The 22,820-nt window shown below is 69.8% G+C and carries 27 protein-coding genes and 1 tRNA gene; 10 read left to right on the top strand and 18 right to left on the bottom strand.

Features of this window, described 5'->3' with window-relative positions:
- Positions 1–76 precede the first annotated feature (76 nt).
- Complete coding sequence (locus tag ABT116_RS11905; protein ID WP_351631259.1) at positions 77–1,582, bottom strand: MFS transporter; 1,506 nt, start codon at positions 1,580–1,582, stop codon at positions 77–79.
- A gap of 62 nt (positions 1,583–1,644) precedes the next feature.
- Between ABT116_RS11905 and ABT116_RS11900 the strand changes: the two genes are divergently transcribed.
- Positions 1,645–2,628, top strand: a complete 984-nt coding sequence (locus ABT116_RS11900) for a helix-turn-helix transcriptional regulator (protein ID WP_351631257.1) — start codon at positions 1,645–1,647, stop codon at positions 2,626–2,628.
- Positions 2,629–2,637: 9 nt separating this feature from the next.
- Here the strand turns inward: ABT116_RS11900 and ABT116_RS11895 are convergent, their stop codons facing one another.
- Both ABT116_RS11895 and ABT116_RS11890 read right to left on the bottom strand, forming a co-directional pair.
- Positions 2,638–3,354, bottom strand: a complete 717-nt coding sequence (locus tag ABT116_RS11895) for a TetR/AcrR family transcriptional regulator (RefSeq protein ID WP_351631254.1) — start codon at positions 3,352–3,354, stop codon at positions 2,638–2,640.
- 436 nt (positions 3,355–3,790) lie between these two features.
- Positions 3,791–4,789 carry a sigma-70 family RNA polymerase sigma factor gene (locus ABT116_RS11890; protein ID WP_031107295.1) on the bottom strand — a complete coding sequence of 333 codons (999 nt, stop codon included), beginning with the start codon at positions 4,787–4,789 and terminating at the stop codon, positions 3,791–3,793.
- A gap of 194 nt (positions 4,790–4,983) precedes the next feature.
- On the opposite strand from ABT116_RS11890, the gene ABT116_RS11885 reads away from it, so the two are divergent.
- On the top strand, positions 4,984–5,502 hold the full coding sequence (locus ABT116_RS11885) for a GNAT family N-acetyltransferase (RefSeq protein ID WP_351631251.1): 519 nt from the start codon (positions 4,984–4,986) through the stop codon (positions 5,500–5,502).
- 34 nt (positions 5,503–5,536) lie between these two features.
- On the opposite strand, the gene ABT116_RS11880 is transcribed toward ABT116_RS11885, so the two are convergent.
- Positions 5,537–6,322 carry a dioxygenase family protein gene (locus ABT116_RS11880; RefSeq protein WP_351631248.1) on the bottom strand — a complete coding sequence of 262 codons (786 nt, stop codon included), beginning with the start codon at positions 6,320–6,322 and terminating at the stop codon, positions 5,537–5,539.
- Between the two features lie 90 nt (positions 6,323–6,412).
- On the opposite strand from ABT116_RS11880, the gene ABT116_RS11875 reads away from it, so the two are divergent.
- On the top strand, positions 6,413–6,946 hold the full coding sequence (locus ABT116_RS11875; RefSeq protein ID WP_351631245.1) for a MarR family winged helix-turn-helix transcriptional regulator: 534 nt from the start codon (positions 6,413–6,415) through the stop codon (positions 6,944–6,946).
- Between the two features lie 96 nt (positions 6,947–7,042).
- Here the strand turns inward: ABT116_RS11875 and ABT116_RS11870 are convergent, their stop codons facing one another.
- Together ABT116_RS11870 and ABT116_RS11865 are read right to left on the bottom strand one after the other, a co-directional pair.
- Positions 7,043–8,590 (bottom strand): MFS transporter, encoded by a 1,548-nt coding sequence (locus ABT116_RS11870; protein WP_351631242.1) that lies wholly within the window; start codon positions 8,588–8,590, stop codon positions 7,043–7,045.
- A gap of 122 nt (positions 8,591–8,712) precedes the next feature.
- Positions 8,713–9,357, bottom strand: a complete 645-nt coding sequence (locus ABT116_RS11865) for a TetR/AcrR family transcriptional regulator (protein ID WP_351631239.1) — start codon at positions 9,355–9,357, stop codon at positions 8,713–8,715.
- Between the two features lie 323 nt (positions 9,358–9,680).
- Between ABT116_RS11865 and ABT116_RS11860 the strand changes: the two genes are divergently transcribed.
- The 3 genes from ABT116_RS11860 (at position 9,681) to ABT116_RS11850 (ending at position 13,157) form a co-directional block, all read left to right on the top strand.
- The gene (locus tag ABT116_RS11860) at positions 9,681–11,024 is read left to right on the top strand and encodes a M6 family metalloprotease domain-containing protein (RefSeq protein ID WP_351631307.1); all 1,344 of its coding nucleotides are present in this window, start codon (positions 9,681–9,683) and stop codon (positions 11,022–11,024) included.
- Positions 11,025–11,277: 253 nt separating this feature from the next.
- A complete protein-coding gene (locus ABT116_RS11855) occupies positions 11,278–12,939 on the top strand; it encodes an IclR family transcriptional regulator domain-containing protein (protein WP_351631237.1) in 1,662 nt (553 codons plus the stop codon).
- 145 nt (positions 12,940–13,084) lie between these two features.
- A tRNA-Arg gene (locus ABT116_RS11850) sits at positions 13,085–13,157 on the top strand.
- An 81-nt stretch (positions 13,158–13,238) separates the two neighbouring features.
- Here ABT116_RS11850 and ABT116_RS11845 read toward each other — a convergent pair.
- From ABT116_RS11845 to ABT116_RS11800, 10 genes are all read right to left on the bottom strand, one after another.
- Positions 13,239–14,396 carry a tyrosine-type recombinase/integrase gene (locus tag ABT116_RS11845; RefSeq protein WP_351631235.1) on the bottom strand — a complete coding sequence of 386 codons (1,158 nt, stop codon included), beginning with the start codon at positions 14,394–14,396 and terminating at the stop codon, positions 13,239–13,241.
- Complete coding sequence (locus tag ABT116_RS11840; protein WP_040252376.1) at positions 14,396–14,608, bottom strand: helix-turn-helix domain-containing protein; 213 nt, start codon at positions 14,606–14,608, stop codon at positions 14,396–14,398. The genes ABT116_RS11845 and ABT116_RS11840 overlap by 1 nt, the downstream gene beginning before the upstream one ends.
- The gene (locus ABT116_RS11835) at positions 14,601–15,896 is read right to left on the bottom strand and encodes a replication initiator (RefSeq protein ID WP_351631231.1); all 1,296 of its coding nucleotides are present in this window, start codon (positions 15,894–15,896) and stop codon (positions 14,601–14,603) included. The genes ABT116_RS11840 and ABT116_RS11835 overlap by 8 nt, the downstream gene beginning before the upstream one ends.
- 150 nt (positions 15,897–16,046) lie before the next feature.
- The gene (locus ABT116_RS11830) at positions 16,047–16,292 is read right to left on the bottom strand and encodes a SpdD protein (RefSeq protein ID WP_351631229.1); all 246 of its coding nucleotides are present in this window, start codon (positions 16,290–16,292) and stop codon (positions 16,047–16,049) included.
- 25 nt (positions 16,293–16,317) lie between these two features.
- A complete protein-coding gene (locus ABT116_RS11825; protein ID WP_018471713.1) occupies positions 16,318–16,512 on the bottom strand; it encodes a hypothetical protein in 195 nt (64 codons plus the stop codon).
- Positions 16,513–16,527: 15 nt separating this feature from the next.
- On the bottom strand, positions 16,528–16,719 hold the full coding sequence (locus tag ABT116_RS11820; protein WP_351631226.1) for a mobile element transfer protein: 192 nt from the start codon (positions 16,717–16,719) through the stop codon (positions 16,528–16,530).
- A gap of 13 nt (positions 16,720–16,732) precedes the next feature.
- Positions 16,733–17,392 (bottom strand): DUF2637 domain-containing protein, encoded by a 660-nt coding sequence (locus ABT116_RS11815; protein ID WP_351631223.1) that lies wholly within the window; start codon positions 17,390–17,392, stop codon positions 16,733–16,735.
- 88 nt (positions 17,393–17,480) lie between these two features.
- Positions 17,481–18,857 carry an FtsK/SpoIIIE domain-containing protein gene (locus tag ABT116_RS11810; RefSeq protein ID WP_351631221.1) on the bottom strand — a complete coding sequence of 459 codons (1,377 nt, stop codon included), beginning with the start codon at positions 18,855–18,857 and terminating at the stop codon, positions 17,481–17,483.
- Positions 18,857–19,213, bottom strand: coding sequence for an SCO3933 family regulatory protein (locus ABT116_RS11805; protein WP_351631219.1), 357 nt, complete (start codon positions 19,211–19,213; stop codon positions 18,857–18,859). The genes ABT116_RS11810 and ABT116_RS11805 overlap by 1 nt, the downstream gene beginning before the upstream one ends.
- Before the next feature lie 166 nt (positions 19,214–19,379).
- Complete coding sequence (locus ABT116_RS11800) at positions 19,380–20,099, bottom strand: GntR family transcriptional regulator (protein ID WP_233580483.1); 720 nt, start codon at positions 20,097–20,099, stop codon at positions 19,380–19,382.
- On the opposite strand from ABT116_RS11800, the gene ABT116_RS11795 reads away from it, so the two are divergent.
- Genes ABT116_RS11795 through ABT116_RS11780 form a run of 4 tightly spaced genes read left to right on the top strand, consistent with a single transcriptional unit; the run spans position 20,013 to position 21,535 of the window.
- Positions 20,013–20,255: a hypothetical protein gene (locus ABT116_RS11795; RefSeq protein ID WP_351631312.1), complete on the top strand. Its 243-nt coding sequence runs from the start codon at positions 20,013–20,015 to the stop codon at positions 20,253–20,255. The two genes, ABT116_RS11800 and ABT116_RS11795, sit on opposite strands and share 87 nt — an antisense overlap.
- A gap of 20 nt (positions 20,256–20,275) precedes the next feature.
- Positions 20,276–20,683: an NUDIX hydrolase gene (locus ABT116_RS11790; protein WP_351026277.1), complete on the top strand. Its 408-nt coding sequence runs from the start codon at positions 20,276–20,278 to the stop codon at positions 20,681–20,683.
- 46 nt (positions 20,684–20,729) lie between these two features.
- Positions 20,730–21,155 carry an ATP-binding protein gene (locus tag ABT116_RS11785; RefSeq protein ID WP_351631216.1) on the top strand — a complete coding sequence of 142 codons (426 nt, stop codon included), beginning with the start codon at positions 20,730–20,732 and terminating at the stop codon, positions 21,153–21,155.
- Positions 21,155–21,535, top strand: coding sequence for a hypothetical protein (locus ABT116_RS11780; protein ID WP_351631304.1), 381 nt, complete (start codon positions 21,155–21,157; stop codon positions 21,533–21,535). Before ABT116_RS11785 ends, ABT116_RS11780 begins: the two co-directional genes overlap by 1 nt.
- Positions 21,536–21,725: 190 nt before the next feature.
- Here ABT116_RS11780 and ABT116_RS11775 read toward each other — a convergent pair whose 3' ends face one another.
- Complete coding sequence (locus ABT116_RS11775) at positions 21,726–22,298, bottom strand: hypothetical protein (protein ID WP_351631213.1); 573 nt, start codon at positions 22,296–22,298, stop codon at positions 21,726–21,728.
- Positions 22,295–22,820, bottom strand: a 526-nt coding sequence (locus ABT116_RS11770) for an AAA family ATPase (RefSeq protein WP_351631210.1), incomplete at its 5' end; no start/stop codon positions are given. The genes ABT116_RS11775 and ABT116_RS11770, both read right to left, overlap by 4 nt.

The raw sequence follows: 22,820 nt of genomic DNA, 5'->3' as shown, positions 1-22,820 counted from the left end.
GCGGACATGGCGAGCGGACATCGGGAGCGGAACGCGAACGGGCCCGGCACCGAGGTGCCGGGCCCGTTTCCTGCGGTCAGACCAGCAGCGCTTCCTTCTCCCCCGCCGGCGCCTGCTCGCCCTCCACATGCTGCGCGGGCCGCTTCGGCAGCGCGAACATCAGCAGGAAGATGGCGCCCATCACCGCGGCGACCCAGCCGAGCGCGTTCTGGAAGGCGTCCGCGAAGGCCGGACCGATCTGCTCCGGCCGCAGGTGGTCGGAGATCGTGCCGAAGAACACCACCGACACCAGGCCGAGGCCCAGCGCGTTGCCCATCTGCTGCACGGTGTTGATCAGCCCCGACGCCGAACCGGCGTGCTCGCGCGGCACCTCCGAGAGGATCGCGTCGGTCAGCGGCGCGACGATCAGGCCCATGCCCACACCCATCACCACGAGCGGGAGCGCCATCTGCCACGGAGCTATGTCCAGCCCGTAGTGCCCGGCCTCCCAGATGTAGAGCAGCACCCCGGCCGCCATCACCAGCGCGCCCGCCTGGAGCACCTTGCGCCCGAACCGCGGCACCAGCTTCTGCACCGACATCCCGGCCGCCACGGACACGGCGATCGAGAACGGCACCCCGGTCAGCCCGGCCTTCAGCGGGCTCCAGCCCAGCCCGAACTGCATGTACAGCGTCCACACCAGGAAGAACACGCCGAGCGCGACCCCGAAGACGGTCTGCACAGCGATCCCGGCCGCGAAGCTCTTGACCTTGAACAGCGACAGCTCGACCAGCGGGGAACCGTCCCGTGCGGCCTTGCGCTTCTCGTACGCCACCAGCGCCGCGAGGACGACGAGCGACCCGGCCATCGAGACGTATCCCCACAGCGGCCAGTCCAGCTCGCGGCCCCGGATGAGCGGGTAGAGCAGCATCAGCAGGCCCAGCGTGACCAGCGCGACGCCCACCAGGTCCAGCTTCAGGGCACGCGGCGCCTTGGACTCGCTGATGTAGCGGCTGCCGAGGATCAGGCCGGCGACACCCACCGGCAGGTTGATCAGGAAGATCGACCGCCACTCCCAGCCGAACAGGTTCCACTCGGTCAGCAGCGCGCCCAGCAGCGGACCGGACACCGCCCCGAGGCCGACGACCGCGCCGAACAGCCCGAAGACCTTGCCCCGTTCGTGCGCCGGGAACGTCGCGTGCACGATCGACAGCACCTGCGGCACCATCAGCGCCGCCATGCCGCCCTGCAGGAACCGCGAGGCGACCAGCATCTCCGGGTTGACCGCGAGACCGCACAGCGCGGAGGCGACCGTGAACCCGCCGATGCCGACGAGGAAGATCCGCTTACGGCCGTGGATGTCGCCGAGCCGCCCGCCGGTGATCAGCCCGGCGGCGAAGGCGAGGGCGTACCCGGCGGTGATCCACTGGATCTGGCTGAACGACGCGCCCGCCTCCCGCTGGATCGAGGGGATGGCGATGTTGACGATCGTCACGTCGACGAGGTCCATGAAGGCCGCGGTCATCACGATCGCGAGGGCGAACCAGCGTCGGCGGTCGGTCCCGCCGCCCGCCGTGCCGAGGGTGGTGTCGGTGGAGTTCATGCTTCGAAGTTAGACCCCTACTAGGTCAGATAGTGTCCTATTGCTGCGGCATCCTCGTCGGTATGACGACGGACACCCCGGCTCGGCTGCTGACGCTTCTCTCCCTTCTCCAGACGCCCCGCGAATGGCCCGGCGGCGAGCTCTCCGAGCGGCTCGGGGTCTCCCGCCGCACGGTCCGGCGGGACATCGACCGGCTGCGCGAGCTCGGCTATCCCGTGCAGGCGACCAAGGGTGCCGACGGCGGCTACCGCCTGGTCGCCGGCAAGGCCATGCCGCCGCTCGTGCTCGACGACGAGGAGGCCGTGGCCATCGCGGTCGGGCTGCGCGCCGGGGCGGGGCACGCGGTGGAGGGCCTGGACGAGGCCTCGGTGCGGGCACTGGCCAAGCTGGAGCAGGTCCTGCCGGGCCGGCTGCGCCACCGCGTGACCACCCTCCAGGCCGCGACGACGCCTCTGACCAGCGGGGACGGGCCGAGCATCGCGCCCGAGACGCTGACCGTCATGGCCTCGACGGTGGCCGGGCACGAACGGCTGCGGTTCGCCTACCGGGCCGCGGACGGCACCGAGTCACGACGCCTGACGGAGCCCTACCGGCTGGTGTCGACGGGCCGCCGCTGGTACCTGGTGGCGTACGACATCGACCGAGACGACTGGCGCACGTTCCGCGTCGACCGGGTCAGCGAGCCGTTCGCCACCGGAGCCCGCTTCGTGCCGCGCGAACTGCCGACGGGGAACGCGGCGGAGTACCTGCGGCGCTCCATGCAACAGCGGCAGCAGTTCTACGAGTTCGGGGTCACGTTCGCCGCACCGGCCGACTTCGTCGCCGCCCGGGTGCCCGACTGGCTGGGCACGCCCGAGCCGTTGGACGACCGCAGCTGCCGGTTGCGGGGATCCGTCGGTGACGCCGTGCAGTGGGTGGCGTTCCGGCTGGCGATGCTGGAGTGCGACTTCGTGGTGCACGAGCCGGAACAACTCGTGACGGCTGTCAGGGAGTTGGGGGCACGGTTGAGCAGGGCGGCCGGGGTGCCGGACGCGGGCGGCGTGTGAACCGTCGCGTCACCGTCCCCACGGGAAGTCCCGCAGGGCCGCGAGATTGCGCAGGGCGAGCTCCGCCGGACCGTCCGGACCCTCGACGGGCCCGTCCCCCGCGGCCCAGGCCTCCAACGCGGCACGGACGGCGGCGCTCGCCACAGCGGCGGCGAAGCGCAGCTCGGGGGTGAGCGCGGGTGGCTCACCCGTCGCGGCAACGTTGTCGCCGCCGCCCCCGGGTACCCCGGTCACACCGGAGGTCCCGGGTGTGCCCGCACGTGTCACCCGTTCCGCCAGCACCTCCCCGAGCAGCCGCTCGGACGCCTGGCACACCTCCGCCCACACCCTGCCCAGGGACGGGGTCGCCTCGGCCAGGCGCAGGAGTGTGCGGACCCACTCCCAGGAGGACGCCGAGACGCCTACGCCCGGGGTGAGGGTGTGGTGCACCCCCTGCTCCAATGCCCGCAGCACACCGGCGTCGGGGGGAGCGGCACGCACCGCCTCCACCCAGCGCTGGGCGCCGGTCGCGTAGAGCGGGGCGACGGCTTCTTCCTTGGTGGCGAAGTACCGGTAGAAGGTGCGCGGGGCGATGCCGGCGGCCTGGGCGATGTCCTCCGCGCGGGTGGCGCGCAGGCCGTGCCGTACGAAGAGACCGGCTGCGACCCGGGCGATCTCCATACGTGTTTCGGCCTTCCGCCGCTCGGTCAATGAGGACGGAGGCGGGGTCGGGGTGGTGCTGCTCACGCCCGGCAGGCTATGCCCATGTGACACAATCTGCCACTGGCGGGCCACCCCGTGGTTCAGGTACGGGGTGGCCCGCCCTCCAGAAGCAGAGAGCCGGGCCCCGGCGTCCGGGGGGAAGGACGCCGAAGCCCGGTCTCGGGGAAAGTCCCGGCGCCGGGGGGATTGCGACGGGACGTGGCTGTCGGGGGTCAGGGGCGTGACCCCGGGTCCGAACTGGTGGACCCAGAAGTCTTGTTCCCTGAGTCCGCGGATTGAAGCGGCGTTACAACGCCATGTTTGCGCGGTCTTTCGCCACCCGGCGTACGCGGTGCGCCCCGGGCGCACACGGTCCGTCACCCACTGGCCGTGGGAACGAGTCGTACGCCCGGACGCTCACCGTCTTCCACCGGTCTGACGCGCCCGGCGAAGGCAGGTTGTCCGCCCGGCGCCTCGGGGGTCACGCCGCCGCGTCGAACCCGGTGCTGCGCGCCAGCTTCTTCAGCTCGAGCAGCGCGTGCTTCTCGATCTGCCGGATGCGCTCGCGGGTCAGGCCGTGCTCCTTGCCGACCTCGGTCAGCGTGCGCTCCCGGCCGTCCTCGATGCCGTAGCGCATCTTGATGATCGACGCCGTGCGCTGGTCGAGCCGGCCGATGAGGTCGTCCAGCTCCTCGCTGCGCAGCAGCGTCAGCACCGACTGCTCGGGCGACACCGCCGAGGTGTCCTCCAGGAGGTCGCCGAACTGGGTCTCGCCCTCGTCGTCCACCGACATGTTCAGCGAGACCGGGTCACGAGCCCAGTCCAGGACGTCGGTGACGCGCTCCGGCGTCGAGCCGAGCTCGGCCGCGATCTCCGCGGGCTCCGGGTCCCGGCCGTGCTCGCGGTTGAACTCGCGCTGCACACGGCGGATCCTGCCGAGCTCCTCCACGAGGTGGACGGGCAGGCGGATCGTACGGGACTGGTCGGCTATCGAGCGGGTGATGGCCTGGCGGATCCACCACGTGGCGTACGTGGAGAACTTGAAGCCCTTGCGGTAGTCGAACTTCTCGACCGCGCGCACCAGGCCGGCGTTGCCCTCCTGGATCAGGTCCAGCAGCGGCAGACCGCTGCGGGGGTAGCGGCGGGCGACGGCGACGACGAGGCGCAGGTTGGAGCGGATGAAGACGTCCTTGGCGCGCTCGCTCGCGTCGACCAGGGCCTGCAGCTCCTCGGGGGAAGCCCCGGCCTTGTTCTCCTCCAGGCCGTCGAGGATCTGCTGTGCGAACACACCCGCTTCGATGATCTGCGACAGCTCGACCTCCTTGGCGGCGTCGAGCAGCGGTGTGCGCGCGATCTCGTCGAGGTACATGCCGACCAGGTCGCGGTCGGCGATCTCGCCGCCATGGGCGCGAACACTGCTTGCCGCGTCGGCCGTCTCGCCGGTGGCGGACTGACGACGGGCGACGGCACGGGTTGCCATGCGAGCTCCCTTGCGATGGTGAGGTCAGCGGGTGGTCCTTCGGACGCCGGGCTCCGTCTTCCGGGACTCTCCGGACTCTCCTCGGGTGCCCTGCATCCGATGGAAACAACGACTGGAATCAGGACAGAATTCCCAACCCGGCCTCCGATTTTTCTGATCATGCAGTACCCTGTCCGGCCACGCAGGGAGGCGCGATGCTGTCGGAGCGTACAGAGGTGCAGGTCAGGCCGGGAGTCGAGAGCGACCTCGAAGCCCTCACGGACCTCTACAACCACTATGTACGTGAGACGGCGATCACATTCGATACCGCGGTTTTCACTCCGGAGGAGCGCCGCCCTTGGCTGCTCTCCCACCCTGAAGACGGGCCGCACCGCCTGATGGTTGCCACGGAGCCGGTTGCACAGGAGGTTCTGGGCTACTCCACTTCCAGCCCTTTCCGAATGAAGCCCGCCTATGCCACCTCCGTGGAGACGACCGTGTACGTCGCCCCGGGCGCCGGCCGGCGTGGCATCGGCACACTCCTCTACACGGCCCTCTTCGCGGCCCTGTCGGGTGAGGACCTGCACCGTGCCTACGCGGGCATCGCGCTGCCGAACGAGGCGTCGGCCCGGCTGCACGAGGGCTGCGGATTCCGGCACGTCGGAACGTACCGGGAGGTGGGCCGCAAATTCGGCCGGTACTGGGACGTGGCCTGGTACGAGAAGCCGCTGTAGGACCGCCCCCGCGGGCACACGGCCCGGGCCTGCCTCAGCCGAACTGGACCGACCGCTTCGCCAGCCCCATCCAGAACCCGTCGATCACGGACTTCTGCGAGTCCAGCTCACCGGCCGCGTCGGCCGCCCCCATGGTCACGAACAGCGGGGCGAAGTGCTCGGTGCGCGGGTGGGCCAGCTGCCCCGCGGGCGACTTGCGGGTGAAGTCGAGCAGGGCGTCCACGTCGCGCGCCTCCAGCGCCCGCCGGCCCCAGTCGTCGAACTCCGCCGACCACGCGGGGATGCCGCCCTGCCGCAGGGCGGCCAGGTTGTGGGTGAAGAAGCCCGAGCCGACGATGAGCACGCCCTCGTCCCGCAGCGGGGCGAGCTTGCGGCCGATCTCCATGAGTCGGACCGGGTCGAGCGTCGGCATGGACACCTGCAGGACCGGGAGGTCGGCCTCCGGGTACATCTCGACCAGCGGGACGTACGCGCCGTGATCGAGGCCGCGGTCGGGGACGTCCTGGACGGGGATGCCGGGGGCGCGCAGCAGTTTGCGCACGGACTCCGCGAGCTCCGGTGCGCCGGGGGCGTCGTACTTCACCCGGTAGTAGTGCTCGGGGAAACCCCAGAAGTCGTAGACGAGCGGGACGGCCTGCGTCGCGCCGAGGGCGAGCGGGGCCTCCTCCCAGTGGGCGGAGACGATCAGGACGGCCTTGGGCCGGGGCAGTCCGGCGGACCAGGCGGCCAGCTCACCGGGCCAGACGGGGTCGTCCGCCAGGGGCGGCGCGCCGTGGCTGAGGTACAGAGCGGGCATGCGCTCCTGGGTGACGGCGGACATGCTGCGGCTCCTTCCAAAACGTGGTTCCCTGACAAAACTGTACGGGCCATTTGTTTAAAGTTCAAGGAGGGGCCACGTAGAGTGGAACACATGAAGGCACCCGCATCCGCACCGACAACCGGCTCGACCGCCCGACCCCAGGAGCCGCGCTGGCTCACCGACGAGGAGCAGCGCGTCTGGCGCTGGTTCATGGAGGGCGCCACCCTCCTCGACGACCATCTCGACCGTCAGCTGCAGCGCGACGCGGGCATGCCGCACGTCTATTACGGCCTTCTGGTCAAGCTCGCCGAGGCGCCGCGGCGCAGGCTGCGGATGACCGAGCTCGCGATGCTGGCGAAGATCACCCGCTCCCGTCTCTCGCACGCCGTCGCGCGTCTGGAGAAGAACGGCTGGGTGCGCCGGGAGGACTGCCCCGACGACAAGCGGGGCCAGTTCGCCGTCCTCACGGACGAGGGCCTCCAGGTGCTGCGGAAGACCGCGCCCGGGCATGTCGAGGCCGTACGCCAGGCCGTCTTCGACCGGCTCTCGCCGGAACAGCAGAAGTCCCTCGGCGAGATCATGCGGATCGTCGCCGAGGGACTTCAGCCTGCCGAAGCGGGTGCGGACCTGCCCTGGCTCCGCTGAGCCGCGCGGGGCCGGGGCAGGTCCTGGATTCCGTAGGTGCGAGGCGTCCCCTTCCTCGCGCCTGCGGATGGCCCGAAGGGGTGGGGTTCGCGGCCGTCAGTGGGCGACGACCGGGATCTGCACCTCGTCCGCCGCGTCCTGACCGGAGTCGCTGCCGGTCACGGTGCCGGTGCCCGGGCGGCCGGCGTTGACGAAGGTCAGGGCGATCGCGGCGGCCACCACGAGGATGCCGACGGCGAACCAGATGGCGCTGGTGTAGCCCTGCACCATGGCCTCCAGCTGGACCAGCTGCTGCTGGGACCGGCTGGTCGCCCCGGCGATGTGGTCGGCGACGTACGCCGTCGTCGCCGAGGCGGCGATGGTGTTCAGCAGGGCCGTGCCGATCGCGCCGCCCACCTGCTGCGAGGTGTTGACCATCGCGGAGGCGACACCGGAGTCCCGCGGCTCGACGCCCTGGGTGGCCAGCGACATGGCCGGCATGAACGCCGTACCCATGCCGAGACCGAGCAGCAGCATCGCCGGCAGCAGCAGAGCGGCGTACGAGGAGCCGATCTCCAGCTGGGTCAGCAGCAGCATGCCGAGTGCGGCGACCAGGAAGCCGGGGCCCATCAGCAGGCGCGGCGCGACCCGGGTCATCAGGCGGGTGCCGATCTGGGTGGAGCCGGTGATCATGCCCGCGATCATCGGCAGGAAGGCGAACCCGGTCTTGACCGGCGAGTAGCCCTTCACGATCTGCAGGTAGTAGGTCAGGAAGAGGAACAGGCCGAACATCGCGATGATCGCGAGACCGAGGGAGAGGTAGATCCCGCCGCGGTTGCGCTCGGTGACCACGCGCAGCGGCAGCAGCGGGGCCTTGACCTTCGACTCGACGAGCACGAAGGAGAGCAGCAGCACGGCCGAGGCGACGAACATGCCGACGGTGACGGAGTCGCTCCAGCCGTTCGACTCGGCGCGGGTGAAGCCGTAGACGAGGGCGACCAGGCCGAGGGTGGACAGGATCACGCCCGGGATGTCGAGCGGGGAGCGGTTGCGGCCGCCCTCCGGCTCGCGGATGACGAAGTACGCGCCGGCCGCGGCGACGATGGCGAACGGGATGTTCACGAAGAACGTCCAGCGCCAGTCCAGGTACTCGGTGAGGAAGCCGCCCAGGATCAGACCGACGGCGCCGCCGCCACCGGCGATCGCGCCGTAGATGCCGAACGCCTTGGCACGCTCCTTGGCGTCGGTGAACATCACAGCCAGCAGGGAGAGCGCGGCGGGCGCGAGCAGCGCACCGAAGACGCCCTGGAGGGCGCGGGCGCCGAACATCATCGCCTCGTTGGTGGCCGCGCCGCCGAGCGCTGAGGCCGCGGCGAAGCCGCCCAGACCGACGACGAAGGCCTTCTTGCGGCCCCACAGGTCGGCTATCCGGCCGCCGAACAGGAGCAGACCGCCGAAGGCGAGGGCGTAGGCCGTGACGACCCACTGCCGGTTGCCGTCGGAGATGCCGAGGTCCTGCTGGGCCGAGGGCAGGGCGATGTTCACGATGGTGGCGTCCAGGACGACCATCAGCTGGGCGAGGGCGATGAAGACGAGCGCTTTCCAGCGGCCGGCGTCCGGCTCTCTGGCCGGTGTGGCGAGGGTCTTCGAGGCTGTTTCAGACATGGGGATACCCACTTCGGGACTTCGTGACGGAAAAAGGTGACGAAAGGGAACGGCGCGCCCGAGCGGACGACCGTAGGGACTGTCCTGGTGTTCAGACGGACGGAAAGGGCTGAACCAATCGGTCAGGGTCGGCGGAGGTCCTCCAGGGTCACGGCCGTGCCCGGCAGGACGGAACGAGCGGGAGCCCGCAGCCCGTCCAGGAACAGCTGGAGATGGCGATGGACGAAACGGTCGGCCCGGAAGCAGTCCGTACCGGCCGGGGGCCGGCTGAGCTGGGCCACGGCGATCATGACGTCCCCGACGTCCACGTCGGACCGGAGCTGCCCGGCCGACCTGGCGCGGTCCATGACCTCCGCGATCAGCCGCTCGACCCGTTCGCGCGCGGCCTCCAGGTCCGGGTGGTGCTGGTCGAACGTGCTGGAGACCATCGGGCACAGCGCGCTGATGCGCTCGTCGGCGGCGGCGTGCACGAAGCGCTCCAGCGCCTCGAACGCGTCGCCGGTCTCGGTGAGCGCGGCCTCGGCGGCCGCGGCCGTGCGGTCCATGACGGAGCAAACGACCTCGCGGACGAGTGCGTCGCGGTCCGGGAAGTTGCGGTACACCGTGGCATTGCCGACGCCGGCCCGGCGGGCGATCTCGTCGAGCGGCACCTCGGGGCCGTGCTCGACGAACATCTCCCGGGCGGCGGTGACGATCCGCTCCCGGTTGCGCAGGGCGTCGGCGCGGGGCCGGGACACCTTGCGCGCTTCGGGGCTGGCGGTCTGCACGGCGTACTCCTCGTTCCGGTAGGCGGGTGGTGCTCCGATCCGGGGAGCGGGTCCCCGTTTCGGTCGGACACATGGCTAAACGGGGAGTAGGTCCCCGGTATTTCCCGCTCCCGCGGAAATTCTCTGTGACCTGGCTCACAAAGCACTGCACAGCGCTGCATGTGGCCTGGCTCACACGCCACTCAGACCGCTACTGACGGGAAACCCACGATCGGTCTCTTCCAGCGCGCGTCCCCCCCAACCCGCGACGCAGGGTGATCGCAAGGGTGCAGCCGGAGACGGGAGGCTGCCGTGGCGCGGGAGGTCCCTTGCAGGTCCCTTGCATACAGCCACCGCCCCGGCGCCCCCGCCCGGGCGGCTCGGGCCCGCCCCGCCGCCGGATACCCGGGCGCCGGCTGGCCGCACTGGTCTGTGTGAGCGCCCTGACCTTCACCGTCAGCACCTCGGCCGGCACGGGCCGGCTCGCCCCGGGCGCCGGCACGGCGGGATCAGGCCCGATCGTCCTGTCCCACACCCCCGCACACGGCCCCTGCATGATCCGCGGCGCACGCGAGGTCCAGATGTCCGAGGGCATCCCCACCGCCACCGGCTACACCCGCTCCACCGGCACCGTCCACGCCCTCACCCTGATGATCGACTTCTCCGACGCCCCCGGCGAGGGCGACGCCCAGGACCGCTTCCGCGAATTCTTCCCGCGGACCCGCGAGTGGTTCCGCACCAGCTCCTACGGCCGCCTCGACTACCGCCCCGAGACCCCGATCCCCGGCTGGCTGCGGATGCCGAAGTCCTTCCGGGAGTACGGCATAGAGCGCGGGGCTCCGTTCGAGCCCGGCTACCGCACCCTGGTCCAGGACCTCGTGGCCGTGGCCGACCCGGAGGTGGACTTCCGCGCGTACGACCTGCTCAACGTGCTGGTGAGCCCCAACGCCGGCCCCTCCGCCCTGGACACGGTCCTGTCCGTCACCTTCGCCGGCAACCCGGACGCCCCCGTGGCCGACGGCATACCCGTGGCCAACGCATCCTTCGTCTACTCCCGCCAGGACGACGGCTCCGGCTCCTACGACCGCACCGGCTACCGCGTCCTCCCCCACGAGAACGGCCATGTCTTCGGCCTCCCCGACCTGTACACCGCGGAGGGCGGGGGCGCGGTCGGCCACTGGGACATCATGAGCGAGGACTGGGGCGCCAACAACGACTTCCTCGGCTGGCACAAGTGGAAGCTGGGCTGGCTCGACGCCGCCCAGGTCCACTGCGCGGCGTCCCCCGGCACCACGGAGTACACCCTGACGCCGCTGGCCCAGGCCGGTGGCTCCAAGCTGGTCTTCATCCCCCTCGACGGCCGCACCGGCTACGCCGTGGAACTGCGCACCCAGGCCGGCAACGACGAGGCGGTGTGCCGCCCGGGCGTCCTGATCTACAAGGTCGACGCGGAGGTGGACACGGGCATGGGCCCGGTCACCGTCACCGACTCCCGCCGCAACAGCGGCGGCTGCACGCGCGCGCCGAACGTCCACGCGGAGCTGTCGGACGCGCCGTTCACTCCCGGCGAGACGTTCCGGGACGCGGGCCGGGGCGTCACGGTCGAGGTGAGGGGGGTGGGGGCGGGAGCGGCGGGGGCGGGGGGAGGGGTGGAGGGGGGGTATCGGGTGCGGGTGACGAGGGAGTAGTGCGGGGGGGGTGTCTGGCGGCCGGGCCGCGGGGCCATCTGGCTGGCTGTGCCTCTGCCTCTGCCTCTGCCTGCTGCCTGCTGCCTGCTGCCTGGCCACGGTCACTCGGCCACCAGCTGCCCGGCCACCTGGCACCTGGCACCTGGCCACCGATCTCGTATTACTCCGATCATTCGGATCACTCGGATCACTCGGATCACTCGGATTACGGTGGGCCTGCCGCGACCGTCGCGAGCGCAGTACCGGAGAGCCGATGCCAGCGAAGCCCATGCCCGAGCCCCCGGAGGGGTCCGCCCCGTCGGCCGACGAAAACGGGCCGACGGCCGAGAAGGACGTCCCCGAGGAGGCGGTCACTCCCCTCATCCGCGGCATCGCGGTCCTGCGGGAACTGACGGAGGCGGGCGGCACGCTGAGCCTGAGCGGTCTGGAACGCGCCACCGGCCTCGCCCGCTCCACGGTGGACCGCATCACGGCCACGCTCGCCCGCATGGGCTACGTCCGCTTCGACGGCCGGGACGTCCACCTGTCCCCCCGTCTGATGGAGCTGGGCAACGCCTACATGTCGGCCCTGCGCCTGCCCGCTCTGCTCGCCCCGCACGCGGACGCCCTGGCCGACGAACTGGACGAGTCGGTCTCGCTCGCGGTCGCCGACCTCGACGGCATCCGCTTCATCCACCAGGCGACCCGCCGCCGCGCGATGTCCCTCAGCTTCCGCATCGGCGACCTGCTCCCCGCCGAACGCACCGCGCCGGGCCCGCTGTTCGCGACGGAGTGGACGGCCACGGACTGGCGACGCTGGCGAAACCGGAAGGCGGCGGACCCGAGGGACCTGTCCTTCACGGCCGTACCCCCGCGCCGGTACGGAGCGGACGCGCGGGACGACGAGACGTTCGCACGCCGCACGCAGGAGGCGTCGGCGAACGGCTGGTCTTTGGACGACCAGCTCATCGAGCCGGGTCTGGTGGCGATCTCGGTACCGGTCCGAGCCCCGGGAACGGACGGCAGGATCGCGTGCGTGGCGAGCGTGGTCAGCCACACAAGCCGCCACACCGCACGCCACCTGCGCACGACGCTGCTCCCGAGACTGCGGTCCGCGGTAGGGGCCATGGAACAGGAACTCCAGAACACCCCACCCCCCGAGCCCGGCCCTCCCCCCTCGGACCTGGCGCGCTGGACGGGCGCGTCCAAGCAGCAACTGGGCCGCGAGTTCATCGAATCCCTGGCCCGTGGCCTGACCGTCCTCACGGTGTTCGGCGAGGGCAGGCCGGAGCTGACCCTCACGGAGGTGGCCCGGGCGACGGGCCTGGCCCGGGCGACGGCCCGCCGCGCCCTGATCACCTACGAACACCTGGGCCTGGTGGCCTCGACGGGCCGCACGTTCACCCTGACCCCGAGGGTCCTCTCCCTAGGCTTCCCGCCGCTGTCCCGTACGTCCCTCCCCGAGATCGCCCAGCCTCACCTGGCCGATCTGACGTCCCGCATCCACGAATCGACGTCACTGGCGGTGCTGTCGGACTCCGGCGAGGAGATCCAGTACACGGCGAGGGTGACGACGGCCCGGGTGATGAGCGTGAACATCACGGTGGGCACCCGCCTGCCGGCGTACGCGACGGCACTGGGCAGGGTCCTGCTGGCGGACGCGCCCGCCGGTGATGAAGGGACCCTGGCCTCGGTCCGCTCGCAGGGCTACGCCCTGGTGGACGAGGAACTGGAAGAGGGCCTCCGCTCTCTCGCGGTCCCGATCCGCGACCGGTCGGGCCGGGTGGTGGCGGCCCTGAACACAGCGATGCACGCGAGCCGCCACACCCCGAGGGAGTGCGTGACGGACCTACTCCCGGAACTGACGACCACGGCCACCCGCATCCAGACAGACCTCCACACGGCGTCCCGCTTCACCCGGGTCCCGCTGTCCTGACCGGCTCCCTGCTCACCCCACCCGACCTCTCCCCCACCACCCACCGTCCGCCCCGCCCCCACACCCGCCCGACCCGCATCCGGTACGCTGACGCCTGTGGTCCTCCCAGACCACGGGCACGTCGCTGCTTGCGTCCACTGCCACTGCCTTCGTAGCTCAGGGGATAGAGCACCGCTCTCCTAAAGCGGGTGTCGCAGGTTCGAATCCTGCCGGGGGCACAGAGATAAGGGCCAGCTCAGGAGGGGTTTCCTCCCAGGCTGGCCCTTCGTCGTTTCAGGCGCCGTGCCACACGCGTGCCACTACGTCCGCTCGGCGCCCTCTCCGTGGGTACCTGAAGCCACTCCCCCGCCGCCCCGGATCATGGCCCCAAGGCGGTCCGCGATGGCCCTGTCCCGGTCGCTGGTCATGTGCTGATAGATCAGCGCGGCTCGGGAGCTACTGTGCCCCATCCGCGTCATCAGCTCCCGCGTGCTGGCCCCGGCCGTGGAGGCCAACGTGTTGCCCGTGTGCCGCAGGTCGTGAAAGTGCAGTTCGGCCGTGACGCCAGCTGCCTTCCGGGCCTTGACCCAGTCGTCGCGGAAGTTGCTGCGACGCAACTGCCCGCCCTGGGGTCCGACAAAGACGTGCCCCTCACGGCCGGGAGCGGCGAAGTGCTCCAGGTGGTGCGTGACCGCGTCGAGGAGTTCGGCCGGGAAGGAGACGGAGCGCACCCCGGCCGAGGACTTCGGCGCCTTGTCGAAGAGCCGACCGTCCTGCAACTCGGCCTGAGCACGGCGCACGGTGACGGTCAGCCCCTCCAGGTCGATGTCCCGGCGCCGCAGGGCCGCCAGCTCACCGAACCGCAGCGTGGTGAAGGCCGCCAGGAGCACGAGCAGCCGATAGCGCGGCGCCATCGAGTCGGCCACGGCGAAGACCTCGGCCACCGTGAGGACAGGCCGTTCGGGCACGTCGTAGCGGTCCGCACCTTTGATGCGGCACGGGTTGCGCCTGATCAGCTCGTCGTCCACGGCTGTGTTCATCAGGGCGCGCAGCAGTTGGTATGCCTTGACCACCGTCGGCTCACCGAGGCCGGCCGCGAGGAGCTTGCCGCGCCAGCTGCGTACCCGGGCCGTTGTCACGTCGGCCACGCTCCCGGCCCCGAAGGTGGGCAGGATGTGCAGCCGCATTACCGACTCGTTCCGCTCGCGAGTGCGGTCAGCTAGCTTTCGGTCCCGCAGCCACGCGGTGGCGTACTCCTGGAAGTTCACTGCCCCGGCGTCCGGGTCCGACCACTGCCCGCGCGTGATGTCCGACTCGATGTGTGTCAGCGCGACTTGGGCGTCTGTCTTGGTCGGGTAGGTCTTCTCCGCCGGGCGCAGTTGCCCCGTCTCCGGGTCCCGGTAGCGGACCTGCCAACGGCCGGACGGAAGCTGCCGGACCGAGCCGAAGTCCCGTCGTCTCCCCTTCTTGTTGGCCATCAGGCAGCCCTCCGCAGGGAGCTGCGCCGATGGCCGATCGGCTGCACTGTATGGGCGTCGATGAAGGCGTTCAATGCGCTCTCCGGGATACGGACGTGTCGGCCGACCTTGACGAACACGATGCGTCGCTCGGCGATCAGGCGGCGCGGAAAGCGTTCTGTGGTGCCGAGGAGTTCGGCCACCTGCGACACGGTCAGGTAGCGGTCAGCCATGGGTGGGCTCTCCTTCCGTTCCGGGGGCGGGTTCGAGGGTTTCGGTTAGCCAGGCTTCGGCGTCGGTGAGGCCGGTTCCGGCGTAGACCCAGTGCGCGAGGACGAGAGTCGTGTCCTGGTCGGTCTCGGCCGCAGCGGCGGCTTGTGCGCGTCGCCATTCGGCGCGGGCGTCGCGGAGGGCGCCGAGGGTGGTGGAGTAGCGGCGGGACTTGGTGGAGAAGTGGCCGCGGAAGCCGAGCATGTGGGCCCAGGCGCGGAGGCGGAGGTGTTCGAGGTCCTTGCGTGCGCCGAGGGTCCAGGCGGTGCGGATGAGTCGGCGCGCGTGGTCGGTGAGGTCGAGCTGGGCGAGTTCGGCGAGGAACTTCAGCGGCCGGTCCAGAGCTCCCGTCGCTGTCTCGGCACCCTTGGTGGCGTACTTCGCGATGTACGCGGCGACGGCCCGTTCGGTCAGCTCTTGGCCGCCGTCGAAGTCGGCCGAGCGGATGGTGCGCACGTCGAGCTGACGGCCGAAGGAGAAGGCATGCGCCCGCCCGTCGATGACCGGGCCGTCCACGCGAGCGGCGGCGGTGGCGGCCTGGATGGCGTCAGTCAGCAGCTCGGCGGTGGCCCAGGCAGGTGGTGGGGTGTCGCCGCCCTCGGGGCCGTCGATGCGGATTACGGCATGGAAGTGGACGGCTCCGCGCTTCTGGTACTCGGCGACCTTGGCGTAGGACACCCGGGCGTACTCGCGGAAGGCCCGCTGAGTCAGTCCGGCACGCTTGGCGACCTCCCGGCGCAGATAGGTCGAGAAGCGCCGCCACAGCGGACCGGCGTGCGCGTTCCAGAGCACGGCTGCTTCGTAGTCGTAGGTGTCCGGGCCGAGGGGGGTGCCGAGTGCGGGGTCGTCCTGATCGTGGAGCGTGCCGCAGCGGCAGCGGCGGACCGAACCGGCCGGGCCGGTGGGGCGGTTGTGGACCGGGCCGAAGCTCGGCGCGGTGAAGGTGGCGAAGACGCGCGGGTGTGCGGCAACGCGTTCGGGGACGCCCTTGCCGCCGCGCAGGCCGCTGGTAATCAGGTGGAAGGTGTCGCGGCGGTAGACCTCGGCGCAGGCCGCGCAGCGGGTGGTGCGGCGGTTGTTGCAGCGGACCAGTAGGTGACCGGCCGGGAGGCTGGAGGAGTCGAGGTGGTGAAGGACGTTGCCTATCTCGCCGGTGCGGGTGTTCACGTCGTACTCGGTGCGGTGGCCATCGAGGCGGATCGGGTGGGTGCAGCCGCCGAGGCCGGCGAGCTGACGCAGGAGTGCGGGCATGGTGCCCAGGGCGGCCAGTTCGCCGAGTTCGTGGAGCGGGGGCGGAATGGCGCGGGTGATGATGGCTTCTCCTTCTGGTTCGGCTGGAGGGAGAGGGCCCCGGGGCGGCGGATGCTTGGCGGTATCGAGGCCGCCCCGGGGCCTGGTGTGTCAGTGGCGGTGCTGGTCGCGGATCATCGAGCGCAGGACCACGGCGGCGACGGCTACGGAGATGGCCGTGACGGCGACGGCGGCCAGGAGTGCGGTCAGCACGACGCCGCCGACGAGGACGGCCGCGACCGCTCCCGTGCTGACGGAGATCTGAGGGGCGGGACGCCGCGCGGGTGCCTGGTCGGCCACGGTGTGGGGGTGCGCGGGCGGCGGTGTCGGGCTGTCGGGGTACTTGGGCAGGAACACAGCGAAGCTCTCCTTACCTACTCGTCTAGTCATGTGAGCCGTTGACGATGTCCACGCCGGAGCGCGTTCCGGACTCGATGGCGGGGGCCATGAACGTGTGCGAGAGCCAGAAGCCGAAGAGGGCGATCAGGACGACGATCCACGTGCGGACGCCGAGGAACTTGACCGCTCCCCAGGCGAAGAAACCGAGGACGACGACGAGCGGCAGACTGACAGTCACGGTTTCCGGGTCCTTTCAGCGGACGGGGCAGCGGTGGGTACGGGCGGCCAGCTCGGCGGCAGCGCGGCTGTCGTAGTCGGTGGAGAAGCCGCAGCGCGGGGCCGTGCAGGCGGCGGTGTGCTTCTCCCGGCCGCGACCGTCGTAGTACGTGCCGACCTGGACGGGGCCGATGCGAGTGACGGAGCGGAAACGGCGGTTGGTGCTCACGTAGGTCCTCCTCTCAGAGCTGGGCGGCGATGGCGTCGGCCATGGGCGACGGAACGCCGAGGCGGGTGCGCAGGGTCGAGGTGTCGATGGCCGTTCCGGTGCGGGCGTGGTGCTCGGCGGCGACTTTCCGGGCGTGCTCAACCAAGGCAGCCGGGACGGCTACCGGCGATGGGGCCGGAGGCGGAGCCGGTACCGGCTCGACTTCCGGTGTCACCGGGGGTTCCGGAACGGGATCGGGCTCCTCCTCCTGGTCCTCGATGCCCTCGGGCGTCTCTCCGTCGACGGGTTCACTGGTCTCGTCGCGCGATGTCGGCGAGGAGTGGACGAGAAGGGTTCCGCCGAGGAAGGCGACCGCGGGCCAGCCCGCGACGAGGATGCGGAGCCAGGCCGGGACGTGGTCCAGGTCGAGCAGTCCGGCGGTGGCGATGTTGGCGCCGAGGGATGCGGCAAGCGCGATCAGGAACCAGCACCACCCGGCCGTTTTCGCCTCCCCGGAGCGCAGTCGGCGCCAGGCTGCGACGAGCAGCAGATCGACGCTGATCGGGTAGGCCCACGCTTTCCACCCGTCTTGTCCGGCCGCCGAGGCGACGTCGTGGAGGTGGGCGAAGGACAGTGCGGCGGCGATAACCGCTTGGACGAGCACCGCATCGACGCGGGCCAGGTGGGCGCGCATGCTGCGGCTCCTTCCGGATTCAGGCATGGGAGGGGTAGGGACGTGGCGTGAGGCGGTCACGCCGACCGGGTTTGACTGGGGGTGCAGGTCAGTCGGTCACCGGTCGGGGCCACATGACCGGGCCCGGTGTCTCGACGGGCCGCACGGGCACATCGGGCCGGAAAGGCTTGAGCGCGGGCAGGTTGGGGACCAAGTGGGCCGACTCTCGGCAGGTCTCGGCCGCGTCGCCGAGCGAGAGGTACGGCGTGCGGATGCGGGACCAGCCGCCCGAGGTGTCACCGGCCACGGCGAGGCCGGGCCGTTCGGGGGCAATGGCGCATGCGGCGGAGACCGCCTCGGGGGCGATGTCGCCGAGCGCCATCTTGGCGGAGGCTTCGTCGTTGACGCGGTGGCAGACGCGGCCGGTCAACTGGGCTCGCAGCATGGTCGCTCCCTTGCCGAGTTCGGCGCCGAAGCGCTGTCCGCAGACCTCCAGGTAGATGCCGGCCGCGCGGCCGAGCTGGGCGAGCCGGATGAGCTGGGTGACCATCTCGTCGCGCCGTTCCTCGTCCTTCCTGGTAGCGACGAGGAAGAGTTCAGCGACCTCGTCAACGAACAGCACAAGGGGGCCGGGACGTTCGGACTCGGGCAGTCCCCAGACATCCGAGGTGACCTCCTCGGCCGGGGTGTCCGGGGCGATGTCTTGCCGGGCCTTGATCAGGTCGTATCGGTCCTCCATTTCCTTTACGAGCACGAGCAGCAGCTCGGCGGCCTGCTCCGGGTCGGTCGCCAGCGCCGACAGCCGTGGAGCGAACGGCGCCAGCTCCACACCGCGCTTGCAGTCGATACCGACCAGGGCGACCGGCTGAGGGGCAAGTCCGGCGATCAGGTGCCGCAGATACATGGACTTGCCCGACAGCGTCGCGCCGAGGGTGAGTTGGTGCGGGATGGTTCGGTAGTCGCGCACGAATGGCGTGGCGTCCTCCCGCAGGGCAACCGGGACGCTCAGCAACCCACTGTCGATCTTGCGCGGCATTCGCACCCGGCGTAGGACATCGAAGCCGACGAGCCGCAGTTCGACCACGCCCGGCTTGACCGTCGAGACGTACACGGCATGGACGCCCCAGGCGTGCCGCAGCCGTTCGGCCGAGGCGGCTACGTCAGCCGGTTCCTGCCCCGGAGCGAGCCGGAGCCGAAGCCGCAGCCCGGTCGAGGTGGGCCGGATGATGCCCCGACGCGGCGGCACGGGACGAACTTCACGGCGAGTGGTGGCCTTGACCGCCAGCATCCGCAACCGGGACGGAGCCACGGTCAGGCCGCAGGCCTCCATGACCGAGCCGTACGAGCTGAGGAGCCGGGCCGTGGATATCGGCAGGCCGACCGTGGACCAGTACACCCCGGGATGCTTGGCCCGGGCGTAGGCGGCCCCGCCGCCGAGTGCGGCGACAGGACCACCCACCTCCAGAAGTGTCGTCAGATCGGTCATCAGGCAGCGGCCCCAGAAGCGGCCGGGAACGCGGCCGGAGTCACGGCGGCGGCGCGGTAGGCGATGCCGTGCCGCTGCTGCCCGTTGAAGACGCTCTCCCACGGCCGGGCCACCAGACCCGGCAGCGAGACCGGAGCCCCGAGCGTCAGCCCCTCGGACACCCCGCTCTCGGGAACGGTGACCTTGATCAGCGACGATTCGCCGTCCTCCAGGTAGACGACGCCGATCGTCATCAGGGCCTCTCCGCTGGTGGCGTCCTTGGCGATCTCGCCCGTCTGCCGGTCGCGGACCTTGGGCTCGGGGGCCTCGGTCAGCAGGATCGTTGCGGCCGAGGTCTCTACACGGATGGTGCGCAAGACTCTTTCCCATCTACTCGTCTATACAAGATGCGTTGTTCGAACCCGATCTCCCGGGAACGGCAACCACCTTGCCACACAACTTGCCCACTCGTCTATACGAGTAAGCCTGTTGGGGTGTACGAGTTCGGGCAGGCAGCCCCGCGCACCACCGCCGATCAGGCGCTCACGTCGCCGGGAGCTGGTACGACAGGACGTACGCATCCGCCGCCATGACCGTGTCACAGACCTCCACGGCCCGCCCCTCCTGGTCGAACGCGGTCCGGATCAGGTGAATGACCGGCACGCCGGAGGCCAGCCGCAGCGTCCGCACCTCATCAGGCGAGGGCATCCGGGCACGGATCTCCTCCTCGAAGTGGTCGAGGCGGTGCCCCAGTTCCTCAAGCCGGGCGTAGATGCCACCGGGCCCGGGGTTCGGCTCAGCGATCGGCGTCCCGCGCGCGATGTCGAGCGGCAGATACGAGGTGGCGAACTCCACCGGCCGCCCGTCCAGCAGATACCGGCGACGCCGGGCCAGCACGCGCCGCACGGACCCGAGCCGGGTGGAGACGTCCTGGCTTGCCTTCTCCTCCTTGACCTCCAGGCTGTCCACCTGCGGGTGGCTGCCGGCGGCGTCGGCCTCCACGATGAACGCGGACTTCCCCTGCTCGCGATGACGCCGGGCGAACCGGTCTGAGGCGAGACGCCTGACAGGCGGACGTGGTCGCACGAAGACGCCCTTGCCATGCTCGGCGTGCACCAGGCCCTCGCCCTGGAGGACGGAGAAGGAGTTTCGAACCGTCATACGGGAAACCCCGTAATGCTCGACAAGCTCCGCTTCCGAAGGCAGCTTTTCGCCCTCCTTGAATCGCCCACGGTCGATGGCCTCGCGCAGCTGGTCGGCGATCTGCCGAAAGACCGCACGATCACTCGTGGGATCGAGGTCGCCGAGGAGGCCGGAGGAAAGAGAGGGCACGTGTACTCCTTTAGGTATCTAGACGAGTGGGCGAGCTTTGTTGCTACGGTGGAGAGCCTAGCCATCCGAGAGGGCAGAGGAACGTGAGCACCGAACGTCCGCACTCCGTGAGCGTCGCCGGAGTCATCGTCGACGACCAGGACCGCGCCCTCTTGATCAAGCGCCGCGACAACGGCCACTGGGAACCCCCGGGCGGCATCCTCGAACGCGAGGAAACCATCCCCGAGGCCCTTCAGCGCGAAGTTCTCGAAGAGACCGGCATCAAGATCGCGCTTCCCGCGACCCTGACCGGGATCTACAAGAACATGAAGGGCTTGATCGTCTCCATGGTCTTCCGCTGTGAGGCCGCCGACGGCACGCCCACCACCGGAGACGAGACCCGCGCACTGCGCTGGGCCACCCGCGAAGAAGTCATCGAACTCGCCGACGAGGCATACGCGATCCGCGTCCTGGACGCATTGGACGCGGCAGCCCCGCCGGCCATCCGCGCCCACGACGGCGTGAAACTCGTCTAGCCCGAACCCGCTGCACATGGCGGCCTACCAGCACGAAGGAACTTGTATGCACGAGTATACGAGCACCGCCCGGGTCTGGGGACTCACTTGCCCAGGATTTCCGGAAGAGGTGAGCCGGGCCCGCCGCTGGACGCGGGACATCCTGCGGGGATCTCCCCTGGCCGATGACGCCGAGTTGATCGTGAGCGAGCTGAGCGCGAACGCGATCCTTCACACGGCGAGCGGCGGGCTGGGCAGCTTTCACCTAGCCCTCGCGGTCTCCCCCAAGGTGGTCGCCCTGTCGGTCACCGACGAGGGAGGGACAGGCACCGCCCCGAAGGTCGAGCAGCCGAGCATGGACGCGGTACACGGTCGCGGCTTGGGCATGGTCAGCGTCATCGCACACCGGGTCATCGTCCACGGCAGCCACAGCGGCTACACCGTCACCGCCGAACTCTTCACGCACACCCAGCCAGGAGAACACCCGTGCTGATGGACAAGCCCCAGAGGGGCTTCTGGTGCGAGTGCTGGACGCAAGACGTCAACGACAAGACAGAGGCGCCGGCACTCCGGGCATCCTTCGACGCGTACTCGGCACCACAGGCAGACAGGTGGGTCGCGGTCGCCTTACGCACCATCTCACCAGCACTCGACCCGGACGCCTCCGACGAGGCATGGGCCTGGCTCTATGACGGCCGCATCGAGACTCGACGAGCTCTCTTGCGCATGGAACCCTGCACCGTCTCGGTGACCCACGCCAGCACCCGCATCACCTGGACGATCCGGCCAGCGGTCTTTCTACCGATGGCACACCGCCAAGGTGTCGAACTCCCAGCCTGCGCGTACGACTTCGTTCCCCGCGCCAAGGACTGAGTTACAACTTTCTCTACTGGTTCAAGGCGGCTCGCTCCGCTCCCCGCGCGCGGCCCGGCCCCCGGCCGGGCCTGCGCTCCTGTCTCCGCCCCGCTCCAGCCCGGCCGGCGCCCGTGCCGCGCGACACCCTCTGATCACGCTTGGACCAGGCCACCTGCTAGACCGGGTCCTCTTGAGTGGGCAGCAGGTGTTACGCCGTGATGAGCTGGGATAGCTCGTCGAACTTCCTGAGCATGCGCCCTAGGCTCGGACTTCTTTCAGCTGCGAGAGAGATGTCCATCCTTGCCGTCAGTCTCGGCTGCCATGTCGGTTTCACGTACTTGACTGGCTTCAAGGCAGCCGCGATGGATCTCCTCCTACCTGGTTCATAAGAGAACCCGTCCATCTGCAGGGTTTCCGCTGAGGCATAAAGCCAATCTTCCCAATTCCTATCCGCTAGGCAGAGCTCGACCGGGATGTGCGTAACGCTCCGGGCGCGTTGCACCATACTCGGTCCCAGTTCACAGACGAGGTCTCCCTCTCCGTCGAGAACGACAAGAACTGCTTGACAACCAGGCCTTGATGCGGCAGTCGCAACATAGCCTTCGATGCCACCTTGAACGGTGGCATTCTCCCTTCCATTGCAGGGGATCGGCTTCCCTAGGAAGTCTCTATAGTCCTCTTTAAGGAGCAACCAATTCCGCAGTAGGATTGGCAGCGACTTAGCGTCTCCCGGACCTTCCACCACTATGCCGATATGCTGAGAGTAAGGGCCCGCTGTCATGACGCCGCCGGGTCAAGCGAATCGGATCGCAGCAGTTGCCCTGGAGTGATCAACCCTTGCCTTACAGGCTCCCGAGCGTGTTCGGCTACCTTCGAAATCCGAGACTCGCCGTCTTCATTCCAAACAACGCGAATCGCGTCAACTCCTAGCGTGTCGATGATATCTGCACTATGCGTTGTGATGACTACCTGGGATTCCTCTGCCTGCTGGCGAAGGATATCCACCAGAGTACGCAGGGCCCCGAGGTGGATGGCAATCTCTGGTTCCTCAATCACCAGCAACTTTGGACGAGAGGGCTGATGCATTGCCAGTAGAATGCCGAAAGCCCGTAGCGTCCCGTCAGACATATGCTTGGCCAAGAACTCGCGCCGCTTCCCAGGCTCGACTTCCTGGAAGAAGGCTAGAGTTTCTTTGTCAGCGAAGTGACGCATTTCGATCCGACTGATCCCCGGGACGATAGCAGACAGTTCGTCCACCAGTTCTCCGCGCCGACTTGCCGATAGGCTTTCAAAAACGCTTGCA

It is taken from the genome of Streptomyces sp. NPDC002130 (genome assembly GCF_040296465.1).
In the GTDB taxonomy this organism is placed as follows: domain Bacteria; phylum Actinomycetota; class Actinomycetes; order Streptomycetales; family Streptomycetaceae; genus Streptomyces.
This window is presented reverse-complemented; position numbering and strand designations above follow the sequence as displayed.